The sequence below is a fragment of the Collimonas sp. PA-H2 genome, assembly GCF_002564105.1.
GTDB lineage: Bacteria > Pseudomonadota > Gammaproteobacteria > Burkholderiales > Burkholderiaceae_D > Collimonas.
The window spans coordinates 2,386,474-2,412,118 of the sequence record NZ_PDBX01000001.1 but is presented as its reverse complement, the minus strand read 5'-3'; the positions used below and the strand labels follow the sequence as shown (position 1 = coordinate 2,412,118).

At 62.1% G+C, this 25,645-nt stretch carries 29 protein-coding genes; 13 read left to right on the top strand and 16 right to left on the bottom strand.

Annotated elements, in window-relative coordinates:
* Positions 1-12: 12 nt before the first annotated feature.
* Entirely contained in the window at positions 13-867 is an 855-nt protein-coding gene (locus BCF11_RS11000; protein WP_098494775.1) for a cysteine hydrolase, read from the top strand.
* An 84-nt stretch (positions 868-951) separates the two neighbouring features.
* Here BCF11_RS11000 and folE read toward each other — a convergent pair whose 3' ends face one another.
* Entirely contained in the window at positions 952-1,587 is a 636-nt protein-coding gene (gene folE, locus BCF11_RS10995) for a GTP cyclohydrolase I FolE (protein WP_098494774.1), read from the bottom strand.
* Between the two features lie 77 nt (positions 1,588-1,664).
* Here folE and BCF11_RS27970 point away from each other — a divergent pair, with 77 nt between their 5' ends.
* On the top strand, positions 1,665-1,805 hold the full coding sequence (locus tag BCF11_RS27970) for a hypothetical protein (RefSeq protein WP_158229177.1): 141 nt from the start codon (positions 1,665-1,667) through the stop codon (positions 1,803-1,805).
* A gap of 11 nt (positions 1,806-1,816) precedes the next feature.
* Here the strand turns inward: BCF11_RS27970 and BCF11_RS10990 are convergent, their stop codons facing one another.
* Positions 1,817-2,101 (bottom strand): HU family DNA-binding protein, encoded by a 285-nt coding sequence (locus BCF11_RS10990; protein WP_061935477.1) that lies wholly within the window; start codon positions 2,099-2,101, stop codon positions 1,817-1,819.
* A gap of 179 nt (positions 2,102-2,280) precedes the next feature.
* Here BCF11_RS10990 and BCF11_RS10985 point away from each other — a divergent pair, with 179 nt between their 5' ends.
* Positions 2,281-2,904, top strand: a complete 624-nt coding sequence (locus tag BCF11_RS10985; RefSeq protein ID WP_098494773.1) for a glutathione S-transferase family protein — start codon at positions 2,281-2,283, stop codon at positions 2,902-2,904.
* 15 nt (positions 2,905-2,919) lie between these two features.
* Here BCF11_RS10985 and BCF11_RS10980 read toward each other — a convergent pair whose 3' ends face one another.
* Positions 2,920-3,579 (bottom strand): epimerase, encoded by a 660-nt coding sequence (locus tag BCF11_RS10980; protein WP_098494772.1) that lies wholly within the window; start codon positions 3,577-3,579, stop codon positions 2,920-2,922.
* Between the two features lie 124 nt (positions 3,580-3,703).
* Between BCF11_RS10980 and BCF11_RS10975 the strand changes: the two genes are divergently transcribed.
* Positions 3,704-4,324, top strand: coding sequence for a TetR/AcrR family transcriptional regulator (locus tag BCF11_RS10975; protein WP_098494771.1), 621 nt, complete (start codon positions 3,704-3,706; stop codon positions 4,322-4,324).
* Positions 4,325-4,343: 19 nt separating this feature from the next.
* Here BCF11_RS10975 and BCF11_RS10970 read toward each other — a convergent pair whose 3' ends face one another.
* The 3 genes from BCF11_RS10970 to BCF11_RS10960 form a co-directional block, all read right to left on the bottom strand.
* Positions 4,344-4,745: a hypothetical protein gene (locus tag BCF11_RS10970; protein WP_098494770.1), complete on the bottom strand. Its 402-nt coding sequence runs from the start codon at positions 4,743-4,745 to the stop codon at positions 4,344-4,346.
* A gap of 100 nt (positions 4,746-4,845) precedes the next feature.
* Positions 4,846-5,379, bottom strand: a complete 534-nt coding sequence (locus tag BCF11_RS10965) for a hypothetical protein (protein ID WP_098494769.1) — start codon at positions 5,377-5,379, stop codon at positions 4,846-4,848.
* Between the two features lie 150 nt (positions 5,380-5,529).
* Positions 5,530-6,534: an SDR family NAD(P)-dependent oxidoreductase gene (locus BCF11_RS10960; RefSeq protein WP_098494768.1), complete on the bottom strand. Its 1,005-nt coding sequence runs from the start codon at positions 6,532-6,534 to the stop codon at positions 5,530-5,532.
* A 98-nt stretch (positions 6,535-6,632) separates the two neighbouring features.
* Here BCF11_RS10960 and BCF11_RS10955 point away from each other — a divergent pair, with 98 nt between their 5' ends.
* From BCF11_RS10955 to BCF11_RS10945, 3 genes are read left to right on the top strand one after another with little or no spacing between them, the layout of a single operon-like run.
* On the top strand, positions 6,633-7,526 hold the full coding sequence (locus BCF11_RS10955) for a LysR family transcriptional regulator (RefSeq protein WP_098494767.1): 894 nt from the start codon (positions 6,633-6,635) through the stop codon (positions 7,524-7,526).
* An 18-nt stretch (positions 7,527-7,544) separates the two neighbouring features.
* On the top strand, positions 7,545-8,450 hold the full coding sequence (locus BCF11_RS10950) for a LysR family transcriptional regulator (protein WP_098494766.1): 906 nt from the start codon (positions 7,545-7,547) through the stop codon (positions 8,448-8,450).
* 20 nt (positions 8,451-8,470) lie between these two features.
* Positions 8,471-9,331 (top strand): GNAT family N-acetyltransferase, encoded by an 861-nt coding sequence (locus BCF11_RS10945; protein ID WP_098494765.1) that lies wholly within the window; start codon positions 8,471-8,473, stop codon positions 9,329-9,331.
* A gap of 10 nt (positions 9,332-9,341) precedes the next feature.
* On the opposite strand, the gene BCF11_RS10940 is transcribed toward BCF11_RS10945, so the two are convergent.
* Entirely contained in the window at positions 9,342-10,439 is a 1,098-nt protein-coding gene (locus BCF11_RS10940; RefSeq protein WP_098494764.1) for an alkene reductase, read from the bottom strand.
* A gap of 35 nt (positions 10,440-10,474) precedes the next feature.
* Positions 10,475-11,029 carry an ester cyclase gene (locus BCF11_RS10935; RefSeq protein ID WP_098494763.1) on the bottom strand — a complete coding sequence of 185 codons (555 nt, stop codon included), beginning with the start codon at positions 11,027-11,029 and terminating at the stop codon, positions 10,475-10,477.
* Between the two features lie 214 nt (positions 11,030-11,243).
* On the opposite strand from BCF11_RS10935, the gene BCF11_RS10930 reads away from it, so the two are divergent.
* Positions 11,244-12,353, top strand: a complete 1,110-nt coding sequence (locus tag BCF11_RS10930; protein WP_233212440.1) for a glycosyl hydrolase family 18 protein — start codon at positions 11,244-11,246, stop codon at positions 12,351-12,353.
* A gap of 31 nt (positions 12,354-12,384) precedes the next feature.
* Here the strand turns inward: BCF11_RS10930 and BCF11_RS10925 are convergent, their stop codons facing one another.
* Positions 12,385-12,612 carry an IclR family transcriptional regulator C-terminal domain-containing protein gene (locus BCF11_RS10925; protein ID WP_098494762.1) on the bottom strand — a complete coding sequence of 76 codons (228 nt, stop codon included), beginning with the start codon at positions 12,610-12,612 and terminating at the stop codon, positions 12,385-12,387.
* A 159-nt stretch (positions 12,613-12,771) separates the two neighbouring features.
* Positions 12,772-13,386: a TetR/AcrR family transcriptional regulator gene (locus BCF11_RS10920; RefSeq protein WP_098497442.1), complete on the bottom strand. Its 615-nt coding sequence runs from the start codon at positions 13,384-13,386 to the stop codon at positions 12,772-12,774.
* A gap of 591 nt (positions 13,387-13,977) precedes the next feature.
* Here BCF11_RS10920 and BCF11_RS10915 point away from each other — a divergent pair.
* Complete coding sequence (locus BCF11_RS10915) at positions 13,978-14,391, top strand: DUF4148 domain-containing protein (protein ID WP_098494761.1); 414 nt, start codon at positions 13,978-13,980, stop codon at positions 14,389-14,391.
* A gap of 98 nt (positions 14,392-14,489) precedes the next feature.
* Here the strand turns inward: BCF11_RS10915 and BCF11_RS10910 are convergent, their stop codons facing one another.
* Positions 14,490-15,914 (bottom strand): PLP-dependent aminotransferase family protein, encoded by a 1,425-nt coding sequence (locus BCF11_RS10910; protein ID WP_369827747.1) that lies wholly within the window; start codon positions 15,912-15,914, stop codon positions 14,490-14,492.
* Between the two features lie 174 nt (positions 15,915-16,088).
* On the opposite strand from BCF11_RS10910, the gene BCF11_RS10905 reads away from it, so the two are divergent.
* Positions 16,089-17,375 (top strand): aspartate aminotransferase family protein, encoded by a 1,287-nt coding sequence (locus BCF11_RS10905; RefSeq protein WP_098497440.1) that lies wholly within the window; start codon positions 16,089-16,091, stop codon positions 17,373-17,375.
* A gap of 13 nt (positions 17,376-17,388) precedes the next feature.
* The gene (locus tag BCF11_RS10900; RefSeq protein ID WP_233212439.1) at positions 17,389-18,888 is read left to right on the top strand and encodes a CoA-acylating methylmalonate-semialdehyde dehydrogenase; all 1,500 of its coding nucleotides are present in this window, start codon (positions 17,389-17,391) and stop codon (positions 18,886-18,888) included.
* Between the two features lie 45 nt (positions 18,889-18,933).
* Here the strand turns inward: BCF11_RS10900 and thpR are convergent, their stop codons facing one another.
* Both thpR and cysS read right to left on the bottom strand, forming a co-directional pair.
* Positions 18,934-19,455: an RNA 2',3'-cyclic phosphodiesterase gene (gene thpR, locus BCF11_RS10895; RefSeq protein ID WP_098494759.1), complete on the bottom strand. Its 522-nt coding sequence runs from the start codon at positions 19,453-19,455 to the stop codon at positions 18,934-18,936.
* Positions 19,445-20,842, bottom strand: a complete 1,398-nt coding sequence (cysS, locus tag BCF11_RS10890; RefSeq protein ID WP_098494758.1) for a cysteine--tRNA ligase — start codon at positions 20,840-20,842, stop codon at positions 19,445-19,447. The genes thpR and cysS overlap by 11 nt, the downstream gene beginning before the upstream one ends.
* A 231-nt stretch (positions 20,843-21,073) precedes the next feature.
* On the opposite strand from cysS, the gene BCF11_RS10885 reads away from it, so the two are divergent.
* Positions 21,074-22,066, top strand: a complete 993-nt coding sequence (locus BCF11_RS10885; protein WP_098494757.1) for an aldo/keto reductase — start codon at positions 21,074-21,076, stop codon at positions 22,064-22,066.
* 10 nt (positions 22,067-22,076) lie between these two features.
* Here BCF11_RS10885 and BCF11_RS10880 read toward each other — a convergent pair whose 3' ends face one another.
* Both BCF11_RS10880 and BCF11_RS10875 read right to left on the bottom strand, forming a co-directional pair.
* Positions 22,077-22,841, bottom strand: coding sequence for a right-handed parallel beta-helix repeat-containing protein (locus tag BCF11_RS10880; protein WP_158229175.1), 765 nt, complete (start codon positions 22,839-22,841; stop codon positions 22,077-22,079).
* Entirely contained in the window at positions 22,834-23,211 is a 378-nt protein-coding gene (locus BCF11_RS10875) for a DOPA 4,5-dioxygenase family protein (protein WP_098497439.1), read from the bottom strand. Before BCF11_RS10875 ends, BCF11_RS10880 begins: the two co-directional genes overlap by 8 nt.
* A gap of 316 nt (positions 23,212-23,527) precedes the next feature.
* Here BCF11_RS10875 and BCF11_RS10870 point away from each other — a divergent pair, with 316 nt between their 5' ends.
* The gene (locus tag BCF11_RS10870) at positions 23,528-24,754 is read left to right on the top strand and encodes an AI-2E family transporter (RefSeq protein WP_369827746.1); all 1,227 of its coding nucleotides are present in this window, start codon (positions 23,528-23,530) and stop codon (positions 24,752-24,754) included.
* 87 nt (positions 24,755-24,841) lie between these two features.
* Here BCF11_RS10870 and BCF11_RS10865 read toward each other — a convergent pair whose 3' ends face one another.
* Positions 24,842-25,432: a YSC84-related protein gene (locus BCF11_RS10865; protein WP_098494755.1), complete on the bottom strand. Its 591-nt coding sequence runs from the start codon at positions 25,430-25,432 to the stop codon at positions 24,842-24,844.
* Positions 25,433-25,645 lie beyond the last annotated feature (213 nt).

The window sequence follows — 25,645 nt, the reverse complement described above, 5'->3', positions numbered from 1 at the left end:
TAGGAGCCGCAGATGCGCCGCAATCTACACATGTTGATCATCGATCCGCAAAACGATTTTTGCGATCTCCCTCCCGGCTACCTGCCGGATAGCCAAACCGCGCCGGCGCTGCCGGTGCCGGGCGCCCACGCCGACATGCTGCGCCTGGCCGGCCTGATCGAGCGCGGCGGCGCCGGCCTCAGCGCCATCAGCATCACGCTCGACTCGCATCACCGGCTCGATATCGCCCATCCCGGTTTCTGGATGACAGCCAGCGGCGGCGAAGTTGTACCGTTCACCCAGATTGCGGCGGCAGAGGTACGCGACGGCAGCTACCTACCGCGCTTGGCCAGCGCTTTGCCGCGGATCTTGCACTATCTGGATCAGCTGGAAGCGGCCGGACGCTACCGGTTGATGATATGGCCGGTCCATTGCGAGATCGGCTCATGGGGGCACAACGTCCATGCCGACGTGCGGCGCGCCTACAACCGCTGGGAAGAACGCACCCTGCGCAGCGTCGGCAAGATCAGCAAGGGCAGCAATCCGTGGACCGAGCACTATTCCGCCGTGCAGGCCGAAGTGCCGGATCCCAACGACCTGCTGACCCAATCCAACCAGACCTTCCTCGACAGCCTGGCCGCGGCAGACCGCATCTATATCAGCGGCGAAGCCGGCAGCCATTGCGTGAAAGCCACCACCGAACACATCGCCGGTCATTTCGGTCCGCGGCATATGGCGAAACTGGTGCTGGTGACCGACTGCATGAGCCCGGTAAGCGGCTTCGAACAGCAGTACCGGGAATTTGTCGCGGCCATGACGGCGCGTGGAGCGCGCAATGCGCAGGTCGCCGAGGTACTGACGGAGCTGTTGCAAAACGCGGATAGCTGAAACGCCTGGCCGGGATTATTCGCAAGCGCCAGTCCCATCCAGCTCATATCCGTACGCTGAACGATGGTGGTTACCCGTAACTGATCATCGACGTCCGACAGCGTGCAAGAACTCGGTGCGAGCCTGGGCATTGCGTTCGAACTCGCCGGCGTAGCATTGGGTCACGACGCGTTCGTCGCCGCGCCGGTTTTCCCCCATCAGCAAGCAGAGCTGCTCGGCTTCGATCAGGCAAGCCGCGCCTTGCGCTCCGCCATGCCTGACCAGCAGGTTGGCGATGTCGTTCGTCATCCATTCCTGATAGGTGTAGCGATGGCCGATGGCGTCGATCATGCGCGCTATCCGGCCGAAACCGTGCAAACGCCCGCCCGGCAGATAGGCGACATGCGCCACGCCGCGGAACGGCAGCAAATGGTGCGGGCAGACACCATGCACCGCGATATTGCGGATCACCACCATGTCGCGGCGCGCATCTTCAAAGCCGGCGCCTAGCGCTTCCGCCGGATCGATATCGTAGCCGTCCAGCAGGCGTCTTTGCCAAAGTTCCCCCACCCGCTGCGCAGTCCTGCCGGTATGCAGCGGATCGATTTCGATGCCGCTGGCCTCCAGCATGGCAGCCACCGCCTGCTCGAACGCCGCCGCATCGAACGGGCGTACGCGGCGGATGCCGACCTGCCCGCTCTCGGGCGAAAAATGGTGATCGCAATGGTCTGCCGTGGACATGCTGCTTCCTTCCCTGGTTGCATGCGTGGAGATTCCAGGCACGTATTTGATAGACAAATTTACTTGCAATTTAGTTCATGAAAATGATAACGCCCGAAGCGCCGCGCGGAGTAGGCCATAGCGAGGGCCGTCAGGATTTTTCTGCTCGTGAAAAAGAAGGGACGAAAAAAAACCCCTCGAATCGCTTCAAGGGGCTGGCACTCAGTCAAGCTGAATGACGATTGTTACCTTATTTCTTCTTCTTGTTCACTGCATCTTTGAATGCTTTACCAGCTGTGAATTTCACAGTCTTGGCTGCAGCGATCTTGATTGCTTCGCCGGTACGTGGGTTGCGACCGACGCGAGCGGCACGCTTACCGGAAGAGAACGAACCAAATCCAATCAATTGAACAGTACTGCCTTTAGTAACAGCCTTGATCACATTGTCCACGACGGACTCCAACGCGCGCTGTGCAGCGGCCTTCGAGATTTCGCAGTCGGTAGCAATGGCGTCGATCAATTCGGTTTTGTTCATTTCGTTAAATCCTCAAAAAAAGTGGTGAGTTGCAAATTCTAGCACCGTATTTGCTTGGAATCGGCGATGTAGACTACCGCAATCGCGGGTTTCAGACAAATTGCTTTTAAAATTCCGCTTGCAGCGGTGCATATCTGTAGCATAAAAACCCGCTTTTGCGACAAAAAAAGAGAGTCCTCATGCTGAAAATTCTGGGAAAAGCGTCGTCCATCAACGTCCGCAAAGTGCTTTGGACCTGCGATGAACTGGGCCTGCCGTTCGAACGGGAAGACTGGGGCAGCGGCTTTCGCGCCACCGATACGCCCGATTACCTGGCCCTGAATCCGAACGCCATGGTGCCGGTCATCCAGGACGGCGACTTCGTGCTGTGGGAGTCCAACGCCATCATCCGCTACCTGGCCGCGGCCTACGGGGACGGCCGCCTGCTGCCGGCGGCGCCGCGCGAACGCGCCCTGGCCGAACAATGGATGGACTGGCAGGCGACCGAACTGAACAATTCCTGGCGCTACGCGTTTGTGGCGCTGGTCCGCAAAAATCCCGACTACAACGACGCCGCCGCCCTGGCCGCCTCGCTGGCCAGTTGGTCGCGTCATATCGGCATCCTGGAGCGCCGGCTGGCCGCCACCGGCGCCTACGTATTGGGCGACAGCTTCACGCTGGCCGACGTACCGCTTGGCCTGTCAGTCAACCGCTGGCTGATGACGCCCATGCAGCATGCCGCATATCCGGCCGTGAGCGCCTACTTTGAACGGCTCAGCCAGCGCCCCGGCTTTCTGCGTCACGGCCGCAACGGCCTGCCCTGAAGAGATTGAGGATGCCTACACGGCGTTGATGTCAGCGCTTTCCAGCACCCGGCTGGGGCCGCCCTGGCGCGCCAGCTTGATCATGGCGCGGCCGATCTGCTCGGTGCTGGTGATGTGTTTGGGGAAGAGCCGCTTCATCAATGGCAGCAGCGGCCCGGCCAGCATGTAGAACAGGCGGTAGGAACGGGTCTTGGACACCACCCCGTGCAGCGGCTGGATCACTCCTGGACGGAACATGAAGGCGGCCTTGATCGGCAGCCGCAGCAGGGCGTTTTCGGTGCGCCCCTTGACGCGCGCCCACATGCTGCTGCCTTGCTCGCTGGAGTCGGTGCCGGCGCCGGATACGTAAGTCAGCGCCATGCGCGGACTGGCTGCCGCCACGGCGCTGGCGGCAGCCAGCGTGAGGTCGTAAGTCAGTTCGCTGTAGCGCGCTTCCGACATGCCCGCAGCCGACACCCCGAGACAAAAGAAGCAGGCGTCGATATCCTGCAAGGCGCCGGCGTGCTCGGCCAGCCGGCTGATATCAGGCAGCACGATCTGGCTCAGCTTGTCGTGCGTGACCGCCAGCGGCGCGCGGCCGACCACCAGTACCTTATCGACGCCATCGTCCAGCAGGCACTCGCGCAGCACGCCTTGTCCGACCATGCCGCTGGCGCCAAACAGTATGACTTTCATCGCTTATTCCGATCTTGAACGCCGCATATCCGGCAAATAATTACACTTCGCAGCGTAGTGCCTATTTTTCAAAAAGTAAACTGAGTGGTGTAAAATTCAGCTATCCGTCATCCCGAGATACAACATGACCCCAGTCCAACGCCTCACCGATCGCAAGCGCGAGGCTATCGTCCAGGCAGCCATCGCCGAATTCCGCAGCAACGGCTTCGAAACCACCAGCATGGACAAGATCGCCGCCCGCGCCGAAGTATCCAAGCGCACGGTCTACAACCATTTCCCCGGCAAGGAAGAACTGTTCGCGGAAATCCTGACCAGGCTGTGGCAGACCAGCGAGGAGCACAACGCGCTCAGCTATCGCCCCGGAAAACCCCTGCGGGGGCAGCTGCGCGAACTGCTGCAATCGAAGATGCGCATGCTCAACGACAGCAACTTCCTCGACCTGGCGCGGGTCGCCATCGCCGCGGCCATCCATTCGCCGGAACGGACCCAGGACATGGTGGCCAGGATGGGCCAGCGGGAAGAAGGCGTCAACACCTGGATCATCGCGGCCCAGGCCGACGGCCGGCTGAAGGCCGTGGATCCGGCGTTCGCCGCGCATCAGCTGCAGAGCCTGCTGAAAACTTTTGCGTTCTGGCCGCAGATCACCTTGGGCCAGCCGCCGCTGCCCGCCAAGATGCAGCAGCAGGTGGTGGATTCGGCGGTGGACATGTTCCTGGCCTACTACCAGCTTCCCGCCGAGCGCTGAAATCCGCTGGAATCCGGCGTCAGCCGGCGCGGCCGGACGGTTGCGGCATGCTGCCCGGCTCGGTCCTGCAGCCGGCAAAATCCGCATCCGGCAGCGCCACCGGACCATACCACTGGTAGACTCCGGCAAAGCCGCCGGTGCGCAGAATCCAGACGCGCTTCTGCTCTTTGTTGATCAGGGCTGTGTGAGAAAAACCGTCGCGCACCTGGTCGTTCCGGTTGGGCAGGTCTAGCGTCAACAGCGCCTGCGGGCGGCTTTGCTGTTCCGCCGGCAGGGCGACGCGGGGCAGGGATTGGGTGAAACCGGAAAAGGAAATGCCGTACTGGCCGATCAGCGCATCGGCGACCGCACAGCCGGCCCAGGCGGACGGCGCGGCAATTGTGGTGGCAGCGGCGATGGTGCAGGCGATTGTCCGGATCATGTCTGCTTCCTTTAAGGAATTGCGATCCGGCTATTATGCCAGCCCAGTCGTGGCTGACAGATGCCGCGGCCAGGCGTGCTACCGGGCCACGGCAGGTGCATCAGAAATGACGCTTGATGACTTCGCCGAAGGCGTCCGCGGCTGAGCTTCCCTTGAGCATCAGTTCGGTGATTTCCGCCGAATGCTCGCCTATGCCGTCCGGCATGATCTGGCGATTGCTTCTGAAATATTCATACCGTGCGGCGTCGATCAGGTCCTTGGCTTTCATCGCCGACGAACCGGCGCGCGGGCTGCTACTGCTGCGGGTAGCGCTACTGGAACTACGGGAGCTGCTGCTGGTGGAGCGGAAACCGCCGGCGATGGCGGCCTTGATCTGCTCCAGCGAGAAGACCGGCGTGCTGTTGACGCCGACGAATTCGTCTTCCTTTGGATGCAGCAGATGGTTGTTGCCGTCGAAGGCCATCTTCTTGTCGGAGCTGTTGGTGAGCTGATAATACGGGCGCGGGCCCGGGCTGGTCAGGCCGAACTGTACGCGGTCGCCGTACACTTCCATCTTGCCCATGACATCTTTCAGATAGTCAGTTGTCAGGGAATCCATCTTGCCGCTCCAGCGCTTGGTTCTTGTCGTGTTCAAAATGCGTTGCTTCCAATATTGATGGCCGCTGCACGCCTCCCGGGAGACGGCGCACGGTGACAGCCGTTTGTGAATCAAGTTCAAGACGCATTATCCCCCGACATGAATTCCCGGGAACCAATTACAGCAAAATATAATGTTGCTCGTGGATCATGCTTTGATGCAAGCCATGCCTGCCAGCGTGCTCTGCACGGCCTGATCCCAGGCTGTGTGCGGCTCGCTGCCCAGCACCTTGAGCAGGCGGCGGTTGTCCATACGCAAGGGCTGGCGCCACAGGTAAGCGACCTCGCTCAGCTCACGCATCAGCGGCAAAAACAGCCCCAGCGCCGGCATTAGCCACCAGGGGAAGCTCTTCACTTTCAGGTCAGGCCGGCCGGCGGCGCGGCCAATAGCGGCCACCATCAGCGTGCCGTCGGCATCCCAGTGACCCTGCATGTGGAAGGTATCGAAGGCGGCCAGGGCCTCTTCACGTTCGATCAGCCGGATCATGGTTTCCGCTACATCAGGCAAGTAGGCCCACTGATGGCCGATGCCGCGCTTGCCGGGGTAGGTCACCGCAGTTACCGGAAGGCCCGGTTTCAGCATGCCTTGCGAAAACCAGGAATTGGCCATGTGCGGCCCGAAGAAATCGCCGGCGCGCACCACCAGCGAGCGCACGCCACCTTGCGCCGCGCTGCGCAGCCGCTGTTCCATCTGGACCCGGATCGCACCCTTGCGCGTGACCGGATTTTGCGGCGAGCTCTCGCTCGGTGCGGGGAAAGCATCGGCGCCGTAGTTGTAGACGGTGCCGGGCAGGATGATGCGCGCACCGGACATGCGGGCGGCGGCGATGCTGTTGTCTATCATCGGCAGCACCAACTCACCCCAGTTGCGGTAGCCGGGCGGATTGACCGCATGGACGATGATGGCTGCGCCCTCGGCGGCGGCGATCACGTCGGCCTGCTGCATGGCGTCGCCCTGGCGCCAGTCGATGCCGCTGCTGTCGGCGGCGGCCATCTGGGCGGCGCGGCGGTGCAGTGCGCGCACCTGCCAGCCGCGCTGCAGCAGCTTTTGCGCCATGGCGTTGCCGATGCCGCCGGTGGCGCCCAGGACCAGGGCGATTTGCTGTGTTGTCGTTGGCGTTGCCAGTGTTATCGGTTGCTTAGTCGGTTGCATGGTGGATCTCCTCGGATTAAGAAAACAGGAGTCCAGCGTAACAGCGGCGCGATTAGTTTAAAATTGGCGATCTCAACATAACAGCTATACATATTTGTATGACTACCCAAGAACCCGGATGGGATCTGTACCGTGCTTTCCTGGCTGTGCTGGAAGAGGGCTCGCTGTCCGGCGGCGCCCGTAGCCTGGGCCTGACCCAGCCTACCATCGGCCGCCAGATCGAAGCGCTGGAGCAAGCGCTGGGCGTCAAGCTGTTCACCCGTTCGCAAACCGGGCTGGCGCCGACCGACACCGCCCTGGCCTTGCGGCCCTTTGCCGACAATCTGCGCGTCACCGCCAATGCGCTGCGACGCGCCTCGACCGCAGCCAGCCAGCGCGGCACGGTGCGCATCACGGCGGCGGACGTGGTCGGCGCCGAAGTCTTGCCGCCCATCCTGACCGCCTTGCGCGAGGCCCGTCCCGACATCAACATTGAACTGGTGCTATCCAACCGCACCCAGGACCTGCTGCAGCGCGACGCCGACATTGCGGTGCGCATGGTGCAGCCGAGCCAGGGCGCGCTGGTCGCGCGCAAGGTCGGCGCGATTCCACTGGGATTGTTTGCGCACCGCCGCTATCTGGACCAGGCCGGCATGCCGGCCAGCGTGGCGGAACTCAAGCAGCATGCGCTGATCGGCTTTGACCAGGAAACCAGCTACATCCGCGCCATGCAACAGCGCGGCCTGCAGCTGTCGCGCGAGATGTTTTCGCTATGCACCGACAATCAGCTGGCGCAACTGGCGGCGATCCGTGCCGGCTACGGCATCGGCATGTGCCAGACGCCGCTGGCCCGCCACAACCCGGATTTGCAGCCGGTGCTGGCCGGCGCCGTCAAGAGCGAGCTGGAAACCTGGATCGTCATGCACGAGGACCTGCGTTCCAGCGAACGCTGCCGCACTGCCTTCGATGCACTGGTGGCCGGCGTTTCCAGCTATATTGCACAGGCCACCTGACCTCAACATGCGAATGCCATGGACCGACTCAGCGTCATGAAACTGTTTATCGATGCCTCCACGCTCGGCAGCTTTTCCGCGGCGGGGCGCAAACATGGTTTGTCGCCGGCCGCCTCCAGCGCGGCGATCCAGCGGCTGGAGGCGCGCTTGCGGGTCAAGCTGTTCGAACGCACCACGCGCCGCCTGCGCCTGACCGAAGAAGGCCAGCTATACAAGCTGTATAGCCAGCAAGCGCTAGAGCTGATGGATGAGGCCGAGCAAGCGCTGCAGGCCGGCAAGAGCCTGGTGCAGGGAACCGTGCGGATTTCGGCGCCATCGGACCTGGGGCGCAATCTGCTGCTGGCCTATCTCGACGAATTCCGCCAGCTGTACCCGCAGGTGCAGTTCGCGTTGTCGCTGACGGATTCCGCCGCCAACCTGGTGCAGGACGATATCGACCTGGCGATACGCTACGGCGTCCTGGCCGACAGCGGCATGGTGGCGCGGACGCTGGCGCCGGGCCGGCGCGTGGTGTGCGTCGCGCCGGAATGCGCGGCGCGCGCAGGCAAGCCGCAAACCCCCGAACAGCTGACCGGCCTGCCGGCGCTGGTGCTGCTGACGGCCGCCGGACCGATGAACGAGTGGCGCTACCGCGCCGGCGGCAAGCCGAAATCCGTACGGATGAATCGCTACCAGCAAAGCAACGATGGCGAAATCATCCGCAAATGGGCGTTGCGCGGCCACGGCTATGCCTACAAATCGCTGCTCGACGTCGCCGACGATATCCGGGCCGGACGCCTGATCACGGTACTGGATGAATTTTTCACCGAAAGCGCGCCGCTTAGCGTGCTGTACCACCGCAGCCGCTTCCAGCCGCCCAGGGTCAAGCTGCTGATCGAATTCTTGCAGGAACGCTTTGCCGCAGCCGCGGCTGGCCTGGAGTAAACCGTCACCATCTGATTATCATGTCCCTACACATCACGCCTTTGCTGCCCGCCGCGCTGCCCATGCTGCAAGACCTGTGGAACCGGCAGCTGGCGCCGCACCTGGTTCACACGCTCGCCCACGATTTGCAAAGCCCGGCCCGTGCGCACGGCCAGAACGTGGTCATGATCTGGCGCGCCGAGCAGGTCGCAGGATGCGCAGCCTGGGTGACGCTCGGCATCGCCGCCGACGGCTGCGCCTACGGCTCGCCCCTGATAGCGGCGGATGTCGAGGTCGCCACAGCCTTGATCGGCATCGTCAGCGAAGAAGTCCGCGCCGCCGGCGCGCAAAGGCTGCGCATCAGCGTGCGGGCCGGCGAATCCGCCAAGCGCGAAGGCCTGCAGCGAGCCGGTTTCAGCGCCTTGTTCGAGTTTGTGAATTTTTCCCGCACATTGCCGCTGGCTGCCGCAACTGACTTGCCAGCAGGCTTGCAAGCGGTCGGCCACGACGCCATCGACTGGGGCAAGCTGCACGCCTGTTATGCGGAAACATTTGCCGGCGTGCCGAATTCACCGATTCCCGAGCAGGCCGCCTTGCGCGAAGAATGGCTGGCGGCAAACCCGCAGGCCAGCCTGATACTGGCCGATGCGGACGGCGAGTACCAAGCCTTTGTCATGGTTGACGGCTGCAGCGTCGAAGGCGTCGGCGTGCGCCATGCCTGGCGCGGCAGGGGACTCGCCGAACAGCTTTACCAGCTGGCGGCGGCGCAGCTGCAGTCACAGAACGAGACGGAGATGCGGGCCCTGGTCGCTGCCGGCAATGCGGCGTCCATGCGGCTGCATCAGAAACTCGGCTTCAGCGAATATGAACCGCGCTGGACCGTCTACGAACTGGGCTGGTAAACCCGCCTTGCTAGGCTGCCGGCGGATAGTCGGTATAGCCGTCCGCTGAACCGCCGAACAAGGTGGCGCCATCGTGTCCGGCCAGCGCCAGGTTTTCCGCCAGGCGCCGCGGCAGGTCGGGATTGCCGACGAAAGGCCGGCCGAACGCCACCAGGTCCGCCAGGCCTTGCTCCAGGATCTGCGCTGCGCGGGCGCTGTCGTAGCGGCCGGCGACGATCAGGCTGCCGCTGTACGCCTTGCGCAAATCATGACGGAAGTGGTCCGGAATGGTGGGCGCGTCATCCCAGTCCGCTTCCGACAAATGGATATAGGCGACGCCGATGCGATCGAGGCCAGCCGCCGCATGCAGGATGGCCGGGACGATTTCCGGATCCGCCATATCCTTGAAGGTGATGTAGGGCGCCAGCCTGATGCCGAGCCTGTGGGCGCCGATTTCATCGGCCACCGCGGCCGCCAGCTCCAGCAGGAAGCGGGTGCGGTTTTCGACAGGGCCGCCGTATTGATCGGTGCGCTGGTTGGAGACGGTGCGCAGGAACTGGTCAACCAGGTAGCCGTTGCCGCCGTGGATTTCAACGCCGTCGAAACCGGCGGCGATGGCGTTGGCGGCGCCCTGGCGGAAGTCCGCAATCACATCCTGGATTTCCGCCACCGAAAGCGCGCGCGGCGTCGGGCAATCGACCATGCGGCCAACGCCGTCGTCGCCGACGATCCAGACCTGGGTGCCGCGCGGCTGGATCGCCGACGGCGCCACCGGTGCGCCGCCATCCTGGAACACCGGATGCGAAACGCGGCCGACGTGCCACAGCTGCAGGAAGATCCTGCCGCCGGCGGCATGCACAGCGTCGGTCACCAGACGCCATCCTGCGACCTGGTCGGAATGGTAGATGCCAGGCGTGAAGGAATAGCCTTGCCCCTGGCGCGAGACCTGGGTTGCTTCGCTGACGATCAGGCCGGCGCTGGCGCGCTGGGCGTAATACTCCGCCATCATGGCGTTGGGGATATCGCCCGGCTGCGAGCTGCGGGCGCGGGTCATGGGCGCCATGACGACGCGGTTGGGCAGTTCAAGATTACCCAGTGCGAGTGGGTCGAACAGTGAAGTGGCAGACATGCTTGCTCCTAAAAATGAAATTGACGATGGCCGGTTCAGGGTTGAGCCGCGCCGAGTTGCTGCATCAGGGTTTGGTTGTCTTCCAGGTGCCAGTTATCGGCGATGCGGCCGCCGGCTACCCGGTACAGGTCGAAAGCCTGGAAATCGACAGGCTGGCCGCTACCCTTGAGCTGGCCGAACTTGCCGCTGAAATGACCGCGGAAGTGCAGATGCAGAGATACGCGGTCGCCGGCGACCACCATGTCGTCGATTTCAACACTGAGATCCGGCACGGCGGCGCGGAAACCCTTGGATGCCTGCAACGGACCGGCCACGCCCTGGGGCCTGCCGGCGGGCAAGGTGCGGTCCGTGAAATCCGGCGCCAGGGCTTGTTGTGCGTATTGCTCCTCGCCGCTATTCCAGAACGCGGCATAACGGCGCGCCGCCAGGATCAGCGGCGCGGCATCGGCGGCATTGCCAGCCACGGCGATGTGATGCGGTTCGGGCAGGCTGTGCTGGTCGGCACGCGCTGCGGGGGCGATTATGCACAGGCATGCCGCCGCAACAGCAGCGGGCAACAAGCGGCAATACGGGTGAACGATTGGTGACATAGGAATCCTCGCAATAAGTGAGATGAAAGTGCACGCGGCCATGCATTGAGGTCATTGTGCGTTCCAGCGAGGATTTTGATAATTAGGCGCGCTATTGAATCATTTGCTTGTTTTTATTGAAGATCGAAGCGCGATTCCGCTTCCTGATAGTTAGCGCTATCACTTAAAATATATATCCGTACGGAAACTATTTAGCTCACTCACCGGATAACTCATGCATAGCTCTTTGAACAGGAAATTGCTCGCTTCTTCACTGGCCTCGCTACTGGCCGGCGCACTGCTGGCTGCTTGCGGCGGCGGCGACAACGGCAGCAGCGCTAGCGCGCCGACCCCGGCAACGCAGGCGGCAGCCAAGGCCGCGCCGCAAATCGCGCCGGGAAAAACGGTGCTGGCCTATTACTCGGACTATCCGAACAATTACAGCGATCTCATCAAAAGCTACCAGAACTTCAATGCCGTCTCGCTCGACTTCTGGAACATCACCAGCAGCGGCGAGATCCCGCAAAACGACGATCCCGCTTTGGCCAAGGCGCTCGCCTTCCTGGCCGCCAAGAAAATCCCGGCCTACGGCTGCATCTCCAACATGGCCGACGACTGGAGCCCTTCGATTGCGCACGATGTCACCTCCGCCAGCCGGGCAGCGGCGATCGCCAACCTGGTAGCGCTGGCGCAAACCAAGGGACTGGCCGGCATCAATATCGATTTTGAAAACGTGGCGCCGGAAGACCGCGCCAACCTCAGCGGTTTCGCTGCCGACCTCGGCGCGGCGCTGCATGCCAACGGCCTGAAGCTGATCATCAGCGTGCCGGCATTTTCGGCTACCGATGAAAACGATTCCTATAACAAGGCATTTGACCTGCAGGCGCTGGGGCAGGCAGTCGATTTCATCCAGATCATGACTTACGATGAAACCATCCCGGTATGGTCACCAGGTCCGGTGGCCGGCTCCGGCTGGATGGAAGATTCGCTCGACTATGCCGTCAGCAAGACTGCGCCCGCCAAGATCCTGAACGGCATCCCGGCCTACGGCAACGACTGGCCGGAGAAAGGCGACGGCAGCCAGCTGTTCTGGCGCCAGACCGCGGCGCTCATCAAGCAGTACGGCGTCACCCCGCGCTACGACACCAAGACCGACTCGCTGGTGTTCAATTACACTGCCACCGACGGCAGCGGCACGCATACCGTGTGGAGCGAGAACGCCGCCAGCATCAAGCTGAAAACCGGCCTGGTGAATGCCTACGGCCTGGGCGGCACTTCGATGTATGCGCTAGGCATGGAAGACAGCAGTTTCTGGAAGGCCTTCAACGCCGGCCTGCAAAACTAAGTGGCGGAAGGAAGCGCTTGCCGCCGCTGCTTTAACGGTAAGCGTATCCCAGGCCCAGCGACAGGTCACGCGCACGCAGCACCACCAGGTCGATGAAGCCTTGCAGGTTGTCGGCGGTAATGCGGCTGGCCGGGCCGGCGATGCTGAGCGAAGCGATCACCGCGCCGTCGGCGTCCATGATGGGCGCGGCGATCGCCACCGCGCCGCTGGAGCGTTCAGCGAAGGAAACCGCGTAGCCTTGCGCCAGCACTTGCTGCAGTTCTCTTTCTGGAAATGCATGGTGCTACGGGAGAAAAGATAGCGCTGTCAGGACTAAGCGGAGAGGAAGGCGGGGATCAAACGGGAATGCGGGAATTTGTCGACATCCAACAACAACGCCAGCTCAGGCAAGGCGACTGGACCGGCGTGGCGAAGCGTTTCAGGAAAGCGCGGCGTCGGCTTCCGCCGCGGCATGCTTGCCGTTTTCCGGAGTGACGGCGGAACGCAGCATCGCCGATGCCGCATCGAGCCGGCAAGGCTTGCCGAACAGGCGCGCGGAAATCAAACCGCTTTGCAGCGCGCCCAGGATGGTCATGGCGTAAACCGACGGCGCGGCTGGCAGTTTCACGCCTTTTTCAGCCACCGCGCGTTCCAGCCGCTGGGTGATCCAGGCTTCGTGCATGCTGTAGAAAGACTGCAAGGCGGTCAGCACGTTTTGCGGCAGGCTGGTGGCTTCGGCGGCCAGCATGCCGCACAGGCAGACGCGGCTGGTGCCAAGATTCTTGCGCCACAGCGCCAGGTATTTTTCGACCTGTTCCTTGAGCGGTCCGTTCACATCCATGCCGCGCATGATGTCGCCGATGTTGCCGGCATAGGCTTGCACCGCCGCCAGCGCCAGGTCTTCCTTGGTCGGAAAATAGTAGTGAATGCTGGAAGTCTTGACGCCCACCAGCTCGGCCAGGTCGCGATAGCTGAAACCGTTATAGCCGCGCGTGCCCAGCAGCACCAGCGTGTGCTCCAGCAGTTGTTCGCGTACAGGGGAGACGGTTTTCATGATCTTGTTACCTATAAAGAGATAGAGATGCCACAGCACGGTGCAAGCGCTGTATACAATTCCAAGCGGCAATTCCAGACTGCGAAATATTCCGCCATGCTACGTCTTTTATCCCTGCGGCGGCAAGCCAGCGCGACAATCAAAATCACAAAGACGCTTTGTTTGGATGTTATCACATGTTATCTACTGAAAGGTAGACAAATATCTGATTTTTATTTTCTGTGGCGTATCAGGTAATGATTTATTTGTATAAGCAAATACCGTTTGACTACCTAGTAGTAGATAACTAGAATCCATCTTACAGTAGTTGCAGACACGTTGTTACAGCCTTATCCGACCCAGATTTTTTTCCTACGGCAATATCAGGACTGGATCGGGCAACGTGCCCTGGCTGCGGGATGAAATAGCGGATTCAAAAAGTGTCGCGTATCACAGGCGCTTTTTATTTCCTCTAGCTATCTACCTAGTGATAGATATATATTCCAAAGCCTAGCACGACGGTCCAGCAAAGTTGCCGCCCCGTCAGACCATGCGCCGCATGGCCGCTGTATTTGACACTTTGTTATCAACTCAATCAAGAAAGCATTCATCATGAAAACCAATCTGATCGCCGCACTGGCCCTGACCGCAATCGTTTCCGCTCCTGCATTTGCAGCCGACAACATCACTCCGCTGACCCGCGCCCAAGTCCAGGCCGACTTGGTCCGCGCCCGCGCCGCCGGCGAACTCAATTTCGCCAACTCGCAATATCCGGTGTACCTGCCTGTCGCAGCCAGCAACGTCCCCGGCAAGACTCGTGCCGAAGTGCAGGCCGAACTGGCAAAAGCACGCGCTGCCGGTGAACTCGATTTCGCCGGTTCGCAATATCCACAGTTCGTCGCTCCCTCCGTTGCATCCACCAAGACCCGCGCTGAAGTCCAGCAAGAACTGGCGCAGGCACGCAGCTCCGGCCAGCTGGTTTTCTCCAACGGCCAATATCCGGTCGATGCAAATAACGGCAACTGATAGTCTGTTATCGATCCTTCGGGAATCGGCGGTAAATGACAAAACCCGCGCCTCGTGACGAGTGCGCGGGTTTTTATTTTCTGCCGAGGGCAAGATCCTCAGCGCAATTTGCGGAAAAAATCGGATAGCTGCGCCAGGTCGGAAAACGCGACATTGAAGCGGAACCAGGGCTGCTGCGGTTGCGCGACGTGGAAAAACTCTCCCGGCGCCAGCCAGATGCCTTGCGCCAGCGCCTGGTCGGCAATTTCCGTGGCGCTCAGCGTACTGTTCTGCATCCTGGCCCAGTAAAACATGCCGCCGCGCAGCGGCCCGAACGGCAGCAAACCGGCGTCTTCCAGCCTGGCGCTGACCTGCGCCTGCGCGCTCAGTAGGGTGCCAGCCAGGCGCTCGACGTGGCGCCGGTGATGGCCTTCGGTGAGGGCGTTGTAGACCAGCCGTTCGGTGATTTCTGAATTGGTCAGGGTCAGGACCATCTTGGTGCGCGCCAGCTCCTGCGCCAGGTCGCTCTGGCAGACGATGAAGCCCAGCCGCAGCGACGGCGCGATGGTCTTGGAAAAACCGCTGACGTAGATCACGCGCCGCAAGCCGTCCAGTGCCGCCAGCATCGGATCGGTGGCTTGCGCCAGTTCGCGGTACAGATCGTCTTCCACCACCCAGAAACCGTGACGTTCGGCGGCCTGCAGCACACGCATCGCGCAGGCCGGGGTGTAGCTGGTGCCGGTCGGATTCTGCAATACGGGATTGGTGAAGAAAATCTTTGGCTTGTGCTGCGCGGCCAGCTGTTCCAGCGCGTCCAGGTCGACGCCGCTGACGGTACGGGGCACGCCGATCACATTGATGGCCGCCAGCCGCAGCATGGCGATCAGGTTGCAGTAGCCGGGTTCCTCGATGAAAACCGTATCGCCTGGTTTGACCAGGGTGCGCATGATCAGGTCCAGCGCCTGCGTCACGCCGTGGGTGGTGACCACCTGGTGCGGCGCGATATCCAGCGACCAGTTGGCGAAGGACTTGGCGATGGTTTGCCGCAGCGGTCCGTAGCCGAAGGGATGGCCGTAACCGACCTGCTGCGCCCCGGGCGAGCGGATGATGCGCCGCTCCGCCGCGTGCAAACCCTCGCCGTCCAGCATGCTGCTGGGCAGCCAGCCGCAGCCGGCCTTGATCGGCACCCGCTCGTCGGCAAATACTTCCGAAAACAGCCAGGCCGAGTCGATCACCGGATTAGGCCGGATGGCCGGCATGCCACTGCGCTGCGCCGCTTCGCGCTTGGCGATGAAGAAGCCGGAACCGCGGCGGGCGATCAGCATGCCGCCGGCCACCAGCCGCTCATAGGCTTCGACGATGGTGGCGTTGCTGACACCTTGCTGCGTGGCGAACTGGCGGATCGACGGCAGCCGCTCGCCGGGGCGCAGCTTGCCGCTGTCGATCAGGGCGCCGAGGGCGGCGACCACCTGTTCCACCAGGCCGAGCGCGGCTTGCCGTTCCAGCGGCAGGGGCAGTTGCAGGGCATTGGGCATATCGGTCATGGCATTGGTGTATTCAGTACAGATCAGGATTCATAACAATACACTTTTAACGATTTGTGTGAGGTGTATCTATGATTTCTGATTGTAACTGCAATAATCGCCACATTACCAACCAACGTAAAGCAACCTGCCGTGAATACACATCAATCGGAACAAGACTTGTCGGCATTCTGGATGCCATTCACCGCCAACCGCCAGTTCAAGGAGGCGCCGCGGATGTTCGTATCCGCCAAGGGCATGTATTACCAGACCGACGACGGCCGCCAGGTGCTGGACGCCACCGCCGGCCTGTGGTGCGTCAACGCCGGCCATTGCCGCGAAGAGATTACCGCTGCCGTTACGCGCCAGATCGGCAGCATGGATTACGCGCCGACTTTCCAGATGGGTCATCCGCTGGCGTTCGCGGCGGCGCGCAAGGTGGCTGGGCTGATGCCGGCCGGGCTGGACCGCATCTTTTTCACCAATTCCGGTTCGGAAGCGGTGGATAGCGCACTGAAGATCGCCCTGGCTTACCACCGCGCCCGCGGTGAAGGCCAGCGCACCCGCTTCATCGGCCGCGAGCGCGGCTACCACGGGGTCGGCTTCGGCGGCATCTCGGTGGGCGGCATCAGCAATAATCGCAAGGCTTTTTCCGGCAACCTGATGCCAGGCGTCGACCACTTGCCGCATACCTTGAACATCGCCGAGGCCGGCTTCAGCGACGGCCAGCCGGTCTGGGGTGCGCACCTGGCGGATGAACTGGAACGCCTGGTGACCCTGCACGACGCCTCCACCATCGCCGCCGTCATCGTCGAACCGCTGGCCGGCTCCACCGGCGTGCTGGTGCCGCCGGTGGGCTACCTGGAACGCTTGCGCGCGCTGTGCAGCAAGCATGGCATCCTGCTGATTTTCGATGAAGTGATCACCGGCTTCGGCCGCCTTGGCGCTGCCACCGCGGCCGAATATTTCAAGGTGACGCCCGACCTGATCACGCTCGCCAAGGGCATCAACAACGCGGCGATTCCGATGGGCGCGGTAGCGGTCCAGCGCGAGATCCACGATACGGTGGTGCAAGCCACCGCCGTCGGCGGCATCGAACTGATGCATGGCTACACCTATTCCGCCCATCCGGTGGCCGCCGCCGCCGCCATCGCCGCCATCGACCTGTATCAAAGCGAGCGCCTGTTCGAGCGCGCGCGCGAGTTGTCGCCGCTGTTCGGCAGGGCGGCGCATGGCGTGGCCGGCGCGCCGCACGTCAAGGACATCCGCAACCTCGGCCTGGTGGCCGGCATCGAACTGGAAGCGCGGCCGGGCGCGCCCGGCGCCCGCGCCTACGAGGTTTTCCGCAAGTGCTATGAAAAGGGCGTGATGGTGCGCTATACCGGCGACATCCTGGCCTTCTCGCCGCCGCTGATCGTGCAGCCGGAAGAAATCGAACGCATCTTCAGCACAGTGCGCGAAGCACTCAATGAAACCAAATAATCAGAGGCAGTCCATGACCATTTCTCAAATCAATCATTTCATTTCAGGCGCACCGGCGACTGGTCGCTCGGAGCGTTATTCCGACGTTTTCAATCCTGCCACCGGCGAGGTGGTCGCCCAGGTTGCGCTGGCATCCGCGCAAGAAGTGGATAAAGCCGTCGCCAGCGCACGCGCGGCTTTTCCGGCCTGGTCCGAGACTTCGCCGCTGCGCCGCGCGCGGGTCATGTTCAAGTTCAAGGAACTGCTGGAGCAGAATCATGACAAGCTGGCGGCCCTGATCACGCGCGAACATGGCAAAGTGTTTTCCGATGCCAAGGGAGAAGTGGTGCGCGGCATCGAAGTGGTGGAGTTTGCCTGCGGCATTCCGCATCTGCTAAAGACCAGCCACACCGACAATATCGGCGGCGGCATCGATAACTGGAACCTGCGCCAGCCGCTGGGCGTGGTGGCCGGCATCACGCCGTTCAACTTCCCGGTGATGGTGCCGATGTGGATGTTCCCGGTGGCGATCGCATGCGGCAATTGCTTCATCCTGAAACCGTCGGAACGCGACCCTTCGGCCAGCCTGCTGATCGCCGACCTGCTCAAGCAGGCAGGCTTGCCTGACGGCGTATTCAATGTGGTCCAGGGCGACAAGCTGGCGGTGGATGCCTTGCTCGCGCATCCGGATGTGCAAGCCGTTTCCTTTGTCGGCTCCACTCCGATTGCAGAATACATTTATACCGAAGGCGCGCGCCGCGGCAAACGCGTGCAAGCGCTGGGCGGCGCCAAGAACCACCTGGTGGTGATGCCGGATGCCGATCTGGAACAAGCGGTCGACGCCTTGATCGGTGCTGCCTACGGGTCCGCCGGCGAGCGCTGCATGGCGATTTCAGTGGCGGTGGCGGTGGGCGATATCGCCGATCGCCTGGTCGAGCGGCTGGCGGAACGCGCTGCCGCGCTCAAGATCGGCAACGGCGATCAGGCCGATTCCGAGATGGGCCCGCTGGTCACCGGCGCACACAAGGCCAAGGTCGAGGCTTACATCGCCAAAGGCGTGGAAGAAGGCGCCAAGCTGCTGGTAGACGGCCGCGGCTTGCGCATTGCCGGCCATGAAAACGGCTTCTTCGTCGGCGGCACCCTGTTCGACCATGTCACACCGGAAATGACTATCTACAAGGAAGAAATCTTTGGCCCGGTGCTGGCGGTGGTGCGGGTGCCGGATCTGGCCAGCGCGGTGGAACTGGTCAATGCCCATGAGTTCGGCAACGGCGTGGCCTGCTATACCAGCGACGGCGGCGTGGCGCGCGCTTTTGCGCGGCAGATCCAGGTCGGCATGGTCGGCATCAACGTGCCGATTCCGGTGCCGATGGCCTGGCATTCCTTCGGCGGCTGGAAGCGTTCGCTGTTCGGCGATTACCATACCTACGGTGAAGAGGGAATCCGTTTCTATACGCGTTACAAGAGCATCATGCAGCGCTGGCCGGACAGCATCGCCAAGGGCGCCGAGTTCACCATGCCAACCGCGAAATAGAAGCGCCCGTTCTCGGGTGCGTGCGGGAAGCGGCGCGCCAGAGCGTCAATGCGTTGCCAGCAGCTGGTACTTCGCACCCGCCGCCGTGGGCGCCGATTGCACCAGCGCGACTTGCCTCGCTTGCCAGACAATCGGCGGCGCCAGCATCGTTTCGGCGGGCGCATCGGCATTGCGCGCCAGCGTGATGTGCGGCTGGAAGCGGCGGCGCTGGTCGAAGCCGATCCGGCAACGCAGCAACTCAGCCGCCAGCGCGGCCTGCAAGTCGAGCAGCGCTGCCGGCGGTGCGCTCATCTGCAATGCCGCGATCCGGTGGCGGCGGAAGTAGGCGAGCCGGTCCAGCACCAGCGTCATCGCGGCCTGCGGTAAATTTTCTAGTATCTGTTCCAGCAACGGCAGCACGCCAGCCGGCTGTTCTCCCAGGAAAGCCAGGGTGATATGAAAATCGTCGCAGTGCACGGCGCGCCCTGGCGCCAGCGCCTGTAGCTGGGCCAGGCGCTCGCTGGTTGCTTGATCCGGCCACAGCGCATAGAACAGCCGCCGCGGCCCGGTATCGAGGCTAGCTGTCATACGCCGCTCCTGCCAAGGCCGGCTTCAGCGCCGGCCTCGCAACGGTATCTTCCACCAGAAAACCGAGCGCACGGATCTGTTCACGCAAGCGGTCGGCTTCCTGCCATTGCCGCGCCGCGCGCGCGGCCTGGCGTTGCGCTGCCAGCTGCGCTACTGCTGCGGGTATGGCGACGCTGGCCGGACGCCAGCCGTCCAGGTCCAGGCCCAGCACTTCATCCATTGCATGCAAGGTCGCTTTGCAAACTGCGGCATCGGCATCGCTGCGCACCAGCTCCCACACCAGCGCCAGCGCGCGCGAAAAATTGAGGTCGTTATTGATCTCGGCGCGGAAGCGCTGCATCCATGCCTCATCGACCGCACCGCCATGCGGCCAGCGATGGTAAGCCTCTCTCAAGCGTTGCAAGCCGGTTGCCGCGGCCTGCAAGCCATCCCAGCTGAATTCCAGCTGGCTGCGATAGTGCGCCGCCATGCACAGATAGCGATAGGCGAGCGGATCAAACCCCTGCTCGACCAGCGACTGCAGGCGCAGGAAATCGCCGCCGGACTTGGACATCTTTTCGCTGCCGGTCTGCAGGAAATAGCCATGCATCCAGTAATTGGCCAGGCGGGTGCCGTGGCAAGCCTGGGTCTGCGCGATCTCGTTGCTGTGATGGACGGCGATGTGATCCTCGCCGCCGCAATGGATGTCGAACAAGCTGCCGAGATGAGCGGCCGACATCGCCGAGCACTCGATGTGCCATCCGGGAAAGCCGCGGCCCCAGGGACTGTCCCACTCCATCTGGCGGCGCGTCTCGGGCGGACTGAATTTCCACAGGGCGAAATCGGTAATGCTGCGCTTCTCTCCCATGTCGACCCGCGCCCCGGCCTGCAAGGCATCGCGATCCAGCCGCGCCATATAGCCGTAATCGTCCTGCTTGCTGGTGTCGAAGTAGATGCCGTCGGCAGTGCGGTAGGTGTAGCCCTTTTGCTCCAGGCTCTGGATGAAACCGATCTGCTGCGGCAGATAGTCGGTGGCGCGGCACCAGACCGCCGGCTGCAACAGCTTGAGCGCGCGGAAATCTTCCATGAAAGCGGCACTATAAAATTCCGCGATGTCCCAGGCGCTCTTGCCGCTGCGGCGGCTGCCTTTTTCCATCTTGTCTTCGCCGTCGTCGCCGTCCGACACCAGGTGGCCGACGTCGGTGACGTTGATCACATGCTGCACCTGGTAGCCGTTGAATTCCAGCGTGCGCCGCAGCAGGTCCTCGAAAATGTAAGTGCGCAGGTTGCCTATGTGGGCGTAGTCGTAGACTGTCGGCCCGCAGCAGTACAAACCGGCGTGGCCAGGATCAATGCTGTCGAAGCGGCGGACGCGGCGTTCCCAGCTGTCGTATAGATGGAGTTCCATGCAGTTCTTTTAAAGTGACGGGTAATACGGTGCGCCGGCGAAATCGGGCGCAAAAATCAGACCTAAGTCAGACGCAGTACAGGGACGTCGTGCGACAACAGCGCGCGCAGACTTGAGAAGGGGAGCAGATAATGGATTGCTTGAGCATGGCTTATACTAACTTGCAGCGCTTGCCATGGTCAAGCACGCCGATTGCACCTCGGCGGCCCCAACAACTTTCCGGAGCAGACAATGAAAGAGCAACTCATCAAGCATCGCAAACTGGGATCGGGCGGCCTGACGGTATCGGCCATGGGGCTGGGCTGCATGGGCATGAGCACCGCCTACGGCGCCGCCGATGAAAAGGAATCCATCGCCACCCTGGAACACGCGCTGGAACTCGGCATCAACTTCTTCGACACCGCCGAGCAATACGGCCCCTACCTCAACGAGGAATTGCTGGGGCGGGTCTTCAAGGGCCGCCGGCATGAAGTAGTGCTGGCCACCAAATTCGGTTTCAAGATCGACAACGGCGCCACTACCGGCATCACCAGCGAACTTGGCCATGTCCGGCGCGCGGTGGAAGGCTCGCTGCGCCGTCTCGGCACCGATCACATCGATCTGTTGTACCAGCATCGGGTCGATCCGGCGGTGCCGATCGAAGATGTGGTCGGCGTCATGGCTGAGCTGGTACGGGAGGGGAAAGTGCGTTACCTGGGACTGTCGGAAGCCGGCGTCGCCAATATCCGCAAAGCCCACGCGGTGCATCCGATCAGCGCCCTGCAAAGCGAATACTCGCTCTGGGAACGCAACCTGGAAGCCGAGATCCTGCCGGTGCTGCGCGAGCTCGGCATCGGCCTGGTGCCCTTCAGCCCGCTCGGCCGCGGCTTCCTCAGCGGCAGCGCGCAGCGCGCCGAAACCTATCCGGCCAGCGATTTCCGCCATCTCGATCCGCGCCTGCAGGGCAAGAATTTCGACGCCAACATGCGCGCCGCCAAAGTAGTAGCCGATATCGCCGCGTCCAAGGGCGCCAGCGCCGGCCAGGTGGCGCTGGCCTGGGTGCTGCAGCAAGGCGACGACATCGTGCCGATTCCCGGCACCAAGCGCCGCACTTACCTGGAACAGAACGTGAACGCCGTCGACGTTACCCTGACGGCAGCCGAGACCGAAGCGCTGGAGAGCGCACTGCAGCAGGTGGCCGGCGAGCGTTACAGCAAGGAGCGCATGGCCTGGGTCGACCGTTAAGCGTTAAACCTTAAGGGCAGGCGCTGGCGTTGCAGGTATTGCCAGCGCTTGCAGCGGACTTGAGATTGGTCTGGGCGGCATTGCCGTTGTTGGCGCTGAGCCGGTTGTTGCTGAAGCTGGACTGGGCATAGGCGGCCAGCCCGAAATGCTGGTTGCCGCGCATGGCGTTGCGGCTGACTTTGAGGTCGATGCCGAAAATGCCGTCGCCGCCATTATTTTCCGCAGCGCTGTTGCTGATCGCGCCGCCGAACAGAACCGCGCCGCCGCGGCCGTTGCGCGACACCACCACATGATCCAGGCTGGCCGAATTGGTCTCCAGGTAGATGCCGTAGTTGCCCATGCCCTGGACGATGCCGTTCCTGATCGTGATATGGCTGCGGTTCACTGCGTGGATGCCGTTGCCGCCGCCGAGCGGCCAGCAGGGCGCAGGCAGTTGCTGGCAGCGCGTCGGCCCCTGGATCGCATAGCCATGCAGGTCGAGGGTGACGTTATCGGCATTGATTTCGATTGCGGTAGTGTTGGGGTCGGCCACCTTCAGGTTGCCGGCCAGCTGATAGTGCCCCGGCTCATCGATGATCACCATGAAACCCGGTTTATCGGCGCGTGCCGGATCGATGGAAATGACTCGCTGCGCCGCCGCGCTGGCGCCGGACAGGGGTAGCCAGGCGAGCAGGGCCAGCCCCGCGAATTTGTGCAAGCTGTACATGACAGGTCTCCATTTTTTTTGCGCCATGCCTGCCTTGCGCGGCAAGACCGGCGTGGCTTGCTTATTCAAGATCCAGCGTCTCTGCATCCTTGGCAAAGATCGCCAGCTTCAAAGGCCGTACTGCCCCCATCCAGATGGCATGATCGCGATGGTCGGCCAGCTCGTCGCCGGTCAGCGGATGGATGAATACGACCAGGCCGGCACGATGCAGCGCCAGCCATGGAATCAGTTCGCCGAATACTTCCGGCGCAAAGCCCAGCTGGCAGCTCCAGTCCGGGTGCGGACCGACCGGCTGCCGGTGCGCGCGGCCCACGCTCAGGGCAAAGCGTTGCGCGGCTTGCTCGCACAAGGCCAGCGCCTGCGGCATGCTGGCGGCGTCGTAATAGATGTGGGCGTGATAGCCGGTAATGGCGGCAAGCGGCTCGGGTGAAACGGTCATGCGAAAAACTCCAGGCAGGTGATGCAAGAATGACAGCGGAGCGAAGCAGCCGGTTTCTTCAAGCGTTAGACTTCAAGAATACCCCTTTTCCGCCGCCAGAGGAATCGGCTGCCGGGGGAGCGCCTGCTTGCTTGTCTTTCTGACTATCAGGATGCGAATAAACGCGCACAAATATAAAACTCAGGCGGATATCTGGCGCACAATCGCTCTTGAAAAATCAAACCGGCTCTGTGTGCTGACGCACCGAGCTGCCATTCCAGCTTGTATATGCTGCTGCTTTCGGCTTTGCCTACATGACGTGCAATCAACTACTCCCATGAACTCAATCAGCGCAGATGCAACAGTCGATGCCGGCGACGCGGCGGCCCCTCAACCGGGACCGACGCCGGCAGCGCAAGCGGCAGCCGAAGCGCCGATGACCGGTCCGCTGGCGCCGCTGGCTCCCCACAGCGCCACCCACGTGCGCAGCCTGTGCCTGCGCATCCTCACCGTGCTGGCCCTGGTGTTCGCACTGCAATGGGGGCAAAAATTCCTGATCCCGCTGGTGTTCGGGATTTTCATCGCCTATACCTTGAATCCGCTGGTGGTCTGGCTGGAGCGCATCCGTGTGCCGCGCCTGTTCGGCACCTGCCTGATAATGGCGACACTGGTGCTGGGCCTGGCCCAGGTCGGTTATTCCCTGCGCGGCGAATTCCAGTCCATCATGGAACGCTTGCCGGCCGCCGCCCATCAGTTGTCGCGCGCCATCGTCAACGCCAAGAGCCAGGGCGGGCAAACCAGCACGATCCAGAAAATGCAGGCAGCCGCCAACGAAATCGAAAGCGCCGCCGGCCAGGCTGCCGGCGTGCGGCCGGACGCCAAACGACAGGCGCCGGCGGCGGTCGCGCCGCCATCCTTCCAGCTCAGCGAATGGATATGGACCGGTTCGATGGGCGCCATGATTTTCATCGGCCAGGCCACCATGGTGGCCTTCCTGGTGTTTTTCCTTTTGCTGTCCGGCGACAAGTTCAAGCGCAAGCTGGTGAAACTGACCGGACCGTCGTTGTCCAACAAAAAGATCGCCCTCAGCATCCTGCTCGAAATCAATTCCTCGATCCAGAGCTATATGTTCATGCTGCTGGTGACAAACTCGCTGCTGGCGGTGCTGATGTGGATCGCATTCCGCTGGATCGGCCTGGAAAACGCCGGCGCCTGGGCCCTGGCCGGCGGCTTCCTCCATATCATTCCCTATTTCGGCCCCTTGCTGATCGCGCTGGCGACCGGCATCACCGCCTTCATGCAGTTCGATTCCTTCTACATGATGCTGCTGGTGGCGGCGACCACGCTGGCTATCGCCACCCTGGTCGGCACCTTCGTGACGACCTGGATGACCGGCCGCATCGCCAAGATGAATGCCGCGGCGGTGTTTATCGTGCTGCTGTTCTGGGGCTGGCTGTGGGGAGTATGGGGCTTGCTGCTGGGGATACCGATCATCGTCATCGTCAAGGTGGTCGCCAAGCAGGTCGAGGGCATGCATGCGATCGCCGAGCTGTTGAGCGATTAGGATTGGATTTAGCAGATTGCCGCAGGCAAAAAAATACGGCATCCGAAGATGCCGTATCGATTTCAGGACTGCTTGAGGCTGTACTGCTTACAGCGTGATCTTGGCGATCTTGGCGCCTTGCAGCGAGACGCCGGCAATCAGGCCGCCGTTGGTGGTGACGAAACCAACGATAGGCTGCTGCGCCGTGTTGGTATCGATAGCGCCGTTGGCGCCAATGTTAGCCAGCGCCACGGTAGCGTCGGCGCCGACGGTCCAGCCATTGCTGTTGCGGAATTTATCCAAAGCGTCTTGTGTCATGAACAGCAGCACGATAGCTTTCGATTGCGCGCCAGCCTGGAAGCCGACGGAACCGGCAGTGGTGCTGTAATAGCCTTCGGTACGGTTGCCGACGCGTAGCGCGCCCTTGCCGTATTCAGCACCCAGCACGAAGCTGGCTTGCAGCACTTGCGGGAACACCAGGACACCCTTGGCGCGCGCCACCAGCTCGCGTGAAGCAGGCGCGGTCTGGTACAGTTTCGACAAAGTGGCGTCGACACCGGCATTGATGTCGGAGCGGCTGGTCTGGGAACTTGCGTCCTTGCCTGGCATGGTGGTGGTGCAGCCGGCGAAGGTGACGCTGGCCAAAGCGACAGCGACCGCAGCAAGAGTTTTACTTGGGAATAAGGATTTTTTTTGCATTTTTTTTCTCCAGCGGAAATGTGGATGACAAATGAATAACGTTGCAAATTATATATGGCATTTCAAGATGCGTGTACAAACTGGCAATTTTGAGTAAACGTCAAGTCCTCCAGTTCCGGACGATATCCTGATCGGATCAGGCATCCTTGATTCGGCATCCATGAGCGACAGGCAAGCGGCCCTGGCAACAGCCGCACCGCAGTGATCGAGATG

Coding starts and splice junctions, on each gene's coding strand:
- thpR (WP_098494759.1), bottom strand. CDS start 19,455: ATGACAGCTAGCCTCGATACCGGGCCGCGGCGGCTGTTCTATGCGCTG.
- BCF11_RS10950 (WP_098494766.1), top strand. CDS start 7,545: ATGGACCGACTCAGCGTCATGAAACTGTTTATCGATGCCTCCACGCTC.
- BCF11_RS10865 (WP_098494755.1), bottom strand. CDS start 25,432: ATGCAAAAAAAATCCTTATTCCCAAGTAAAACTCTTGCTGCGGTCGCT.
- BCF11_RS10990 (WP_061935477.1), bottom strand. CDS start 2,101: ATGAACAAAACCGAATTGATCGACGCCATTGCTACCGACTGCGAAATC.
- BCF11_RS10910 (WP_369827747.1), bottom strand. CDS start 15,914: ATGACCGATATGCCCAATGCCCTGCAACTGCCCCTGCCGCTGGAACGG.
- BCF11_RS10940 (WP_098494764.1), bottom strand. CDS start 10,439: ATGTCTGCCACTTCACTGTTCGACCCACTCGCACTGGGTAATCTTGAA.
- BCF11_RS11000 (WP_098494775.1), top strand. CDS start 13: ATGCGCCGCAATCTACACATGTTGATCATCGATCCGCAAAACGATTTT.
- BCF11_RS10945 (WP_098494765.1), top strand. CDS start 8,471: ATGTCCCTACACATCACGCCTTTGCTGCCCGCCGCGCTGCCCATGCTG.
- BCF11_RS10875 (WP_098497439.1), bottom strand. CDS start 23,211: ATGACCGTTTCACCCGAGCCGCTTGCCGCCATTACCGGCTATCACGCC.
- BCF11_RS10870 (WP_369827746.1), top strand. CDS start 23,528: ATGAACTCAATCAGCGCAGATGCAACAGTCGATGCCGGCGACGCGGCG.
- cysS (WP_098494758.1), bottom strand. CDS start 20,842: ATGGAACTCCATCTATACGACAGCTGGGAACGCCGCGTCCGCCGCTTC.
- BCF11_RS10920 (WP_098497442.1), bottom strand. CDS start 13,386: ATGAAAACCGTCTCCCCTGTACGCGAACAACTGCTGGAGCACACGCTG.
- BCF11_RS10975 (WP_098494771.1), top strand. CDS start 3,704: ATGACCCCAGTCCAACGCCTCACCGATCGCAAGCGCGAGGCTATCGTC.
- BCF11_RS10935 (WP_098494763.1), bottom strand. CDS start 11,029: ATGTCACCAATCGTTCACCCGTATTGCCGCTTGTTGCCCGCTGCTGTT.
- BCF11_RS10970 (WP_098494770.1), bottom strand. CDS start 4,745: ATGATCCGGACAATCGCCTGCACCATCGCCGCTGCCACCACAATTGCC.
- BCF11_RS10905 (WP_098497440.1), top strand. CDS start 16,089: ATGCCATTCACCGCCAACCGCCAGTTCAAGGAGGCGCCGCGGATGTTC.
- BCF11_RS10930 (WP_233212440.1), top strand. CDS start 11,244: ATGCATAGCTCTTTGAACAGGAAATTGCTCGCTTCTTCACTGGCCTCG.
- folE (WP_098494774.1), bottom strand. CDS start 1,587: ATGTCCACGGCAGACCATTGCGATCACCATTTTTCGCCCGAGAGCGGG.
- BCF11_RS10985 (WP_098494773.1), top strand. CDS start 2,281: ATGCTGAAAATTCTGGGAAAAGCGTCGTCCATCAACGTCCGCAAAGTG.
- BCF11_RS10915 (WP_098494761.1), top strand. CDS start 13,978: ATGAAAACCAATCTGATCGCCGCACTGGCCCTGACCGCAATCGTTTCC.
- BCF11_RS27970 (WP_158229177.1), top strand. CDS start 1,665: ATGAAAATGATAACGCCCGAAGCGCCGCGCGGAGTAGGCCATAGCGAG.
- BCF11_RS10885 (WP_098494757.1), top strand. CDS start 21,074: ATGAAAGAGCAACTCATCAAGCATCGCAAACTGGGATCGGGCGGCCTG.
- BCF11_RS10955 (WP_098494767.1), top strand. CDS start 6,633: ATGACTACCCAAGAACCCGGATGGGATCTGTACCGTGCTTTCCTGGCT.
- BCF11_RS10960 (WP_098494768.1), bottom strand. CDS start 6,534: ATGCAACCGACTAAGCAACCGATAACACTGGCAACGCCAACGACAACA.
- BCF11_RS10980 (WP_098494772.1), bottom strand. CDS start 3,579: ATGAAAGTCATACTGTTTGGCGCCAGCGGCATGGTCGGACAAGGCGTG.
- BCF11_RS10900 (WP_233212439.1), top strand. CDS start 17,389: ATGACCATTTCTCAAATCAATCATTTCATTTCAGGCGCACCGGCGACT.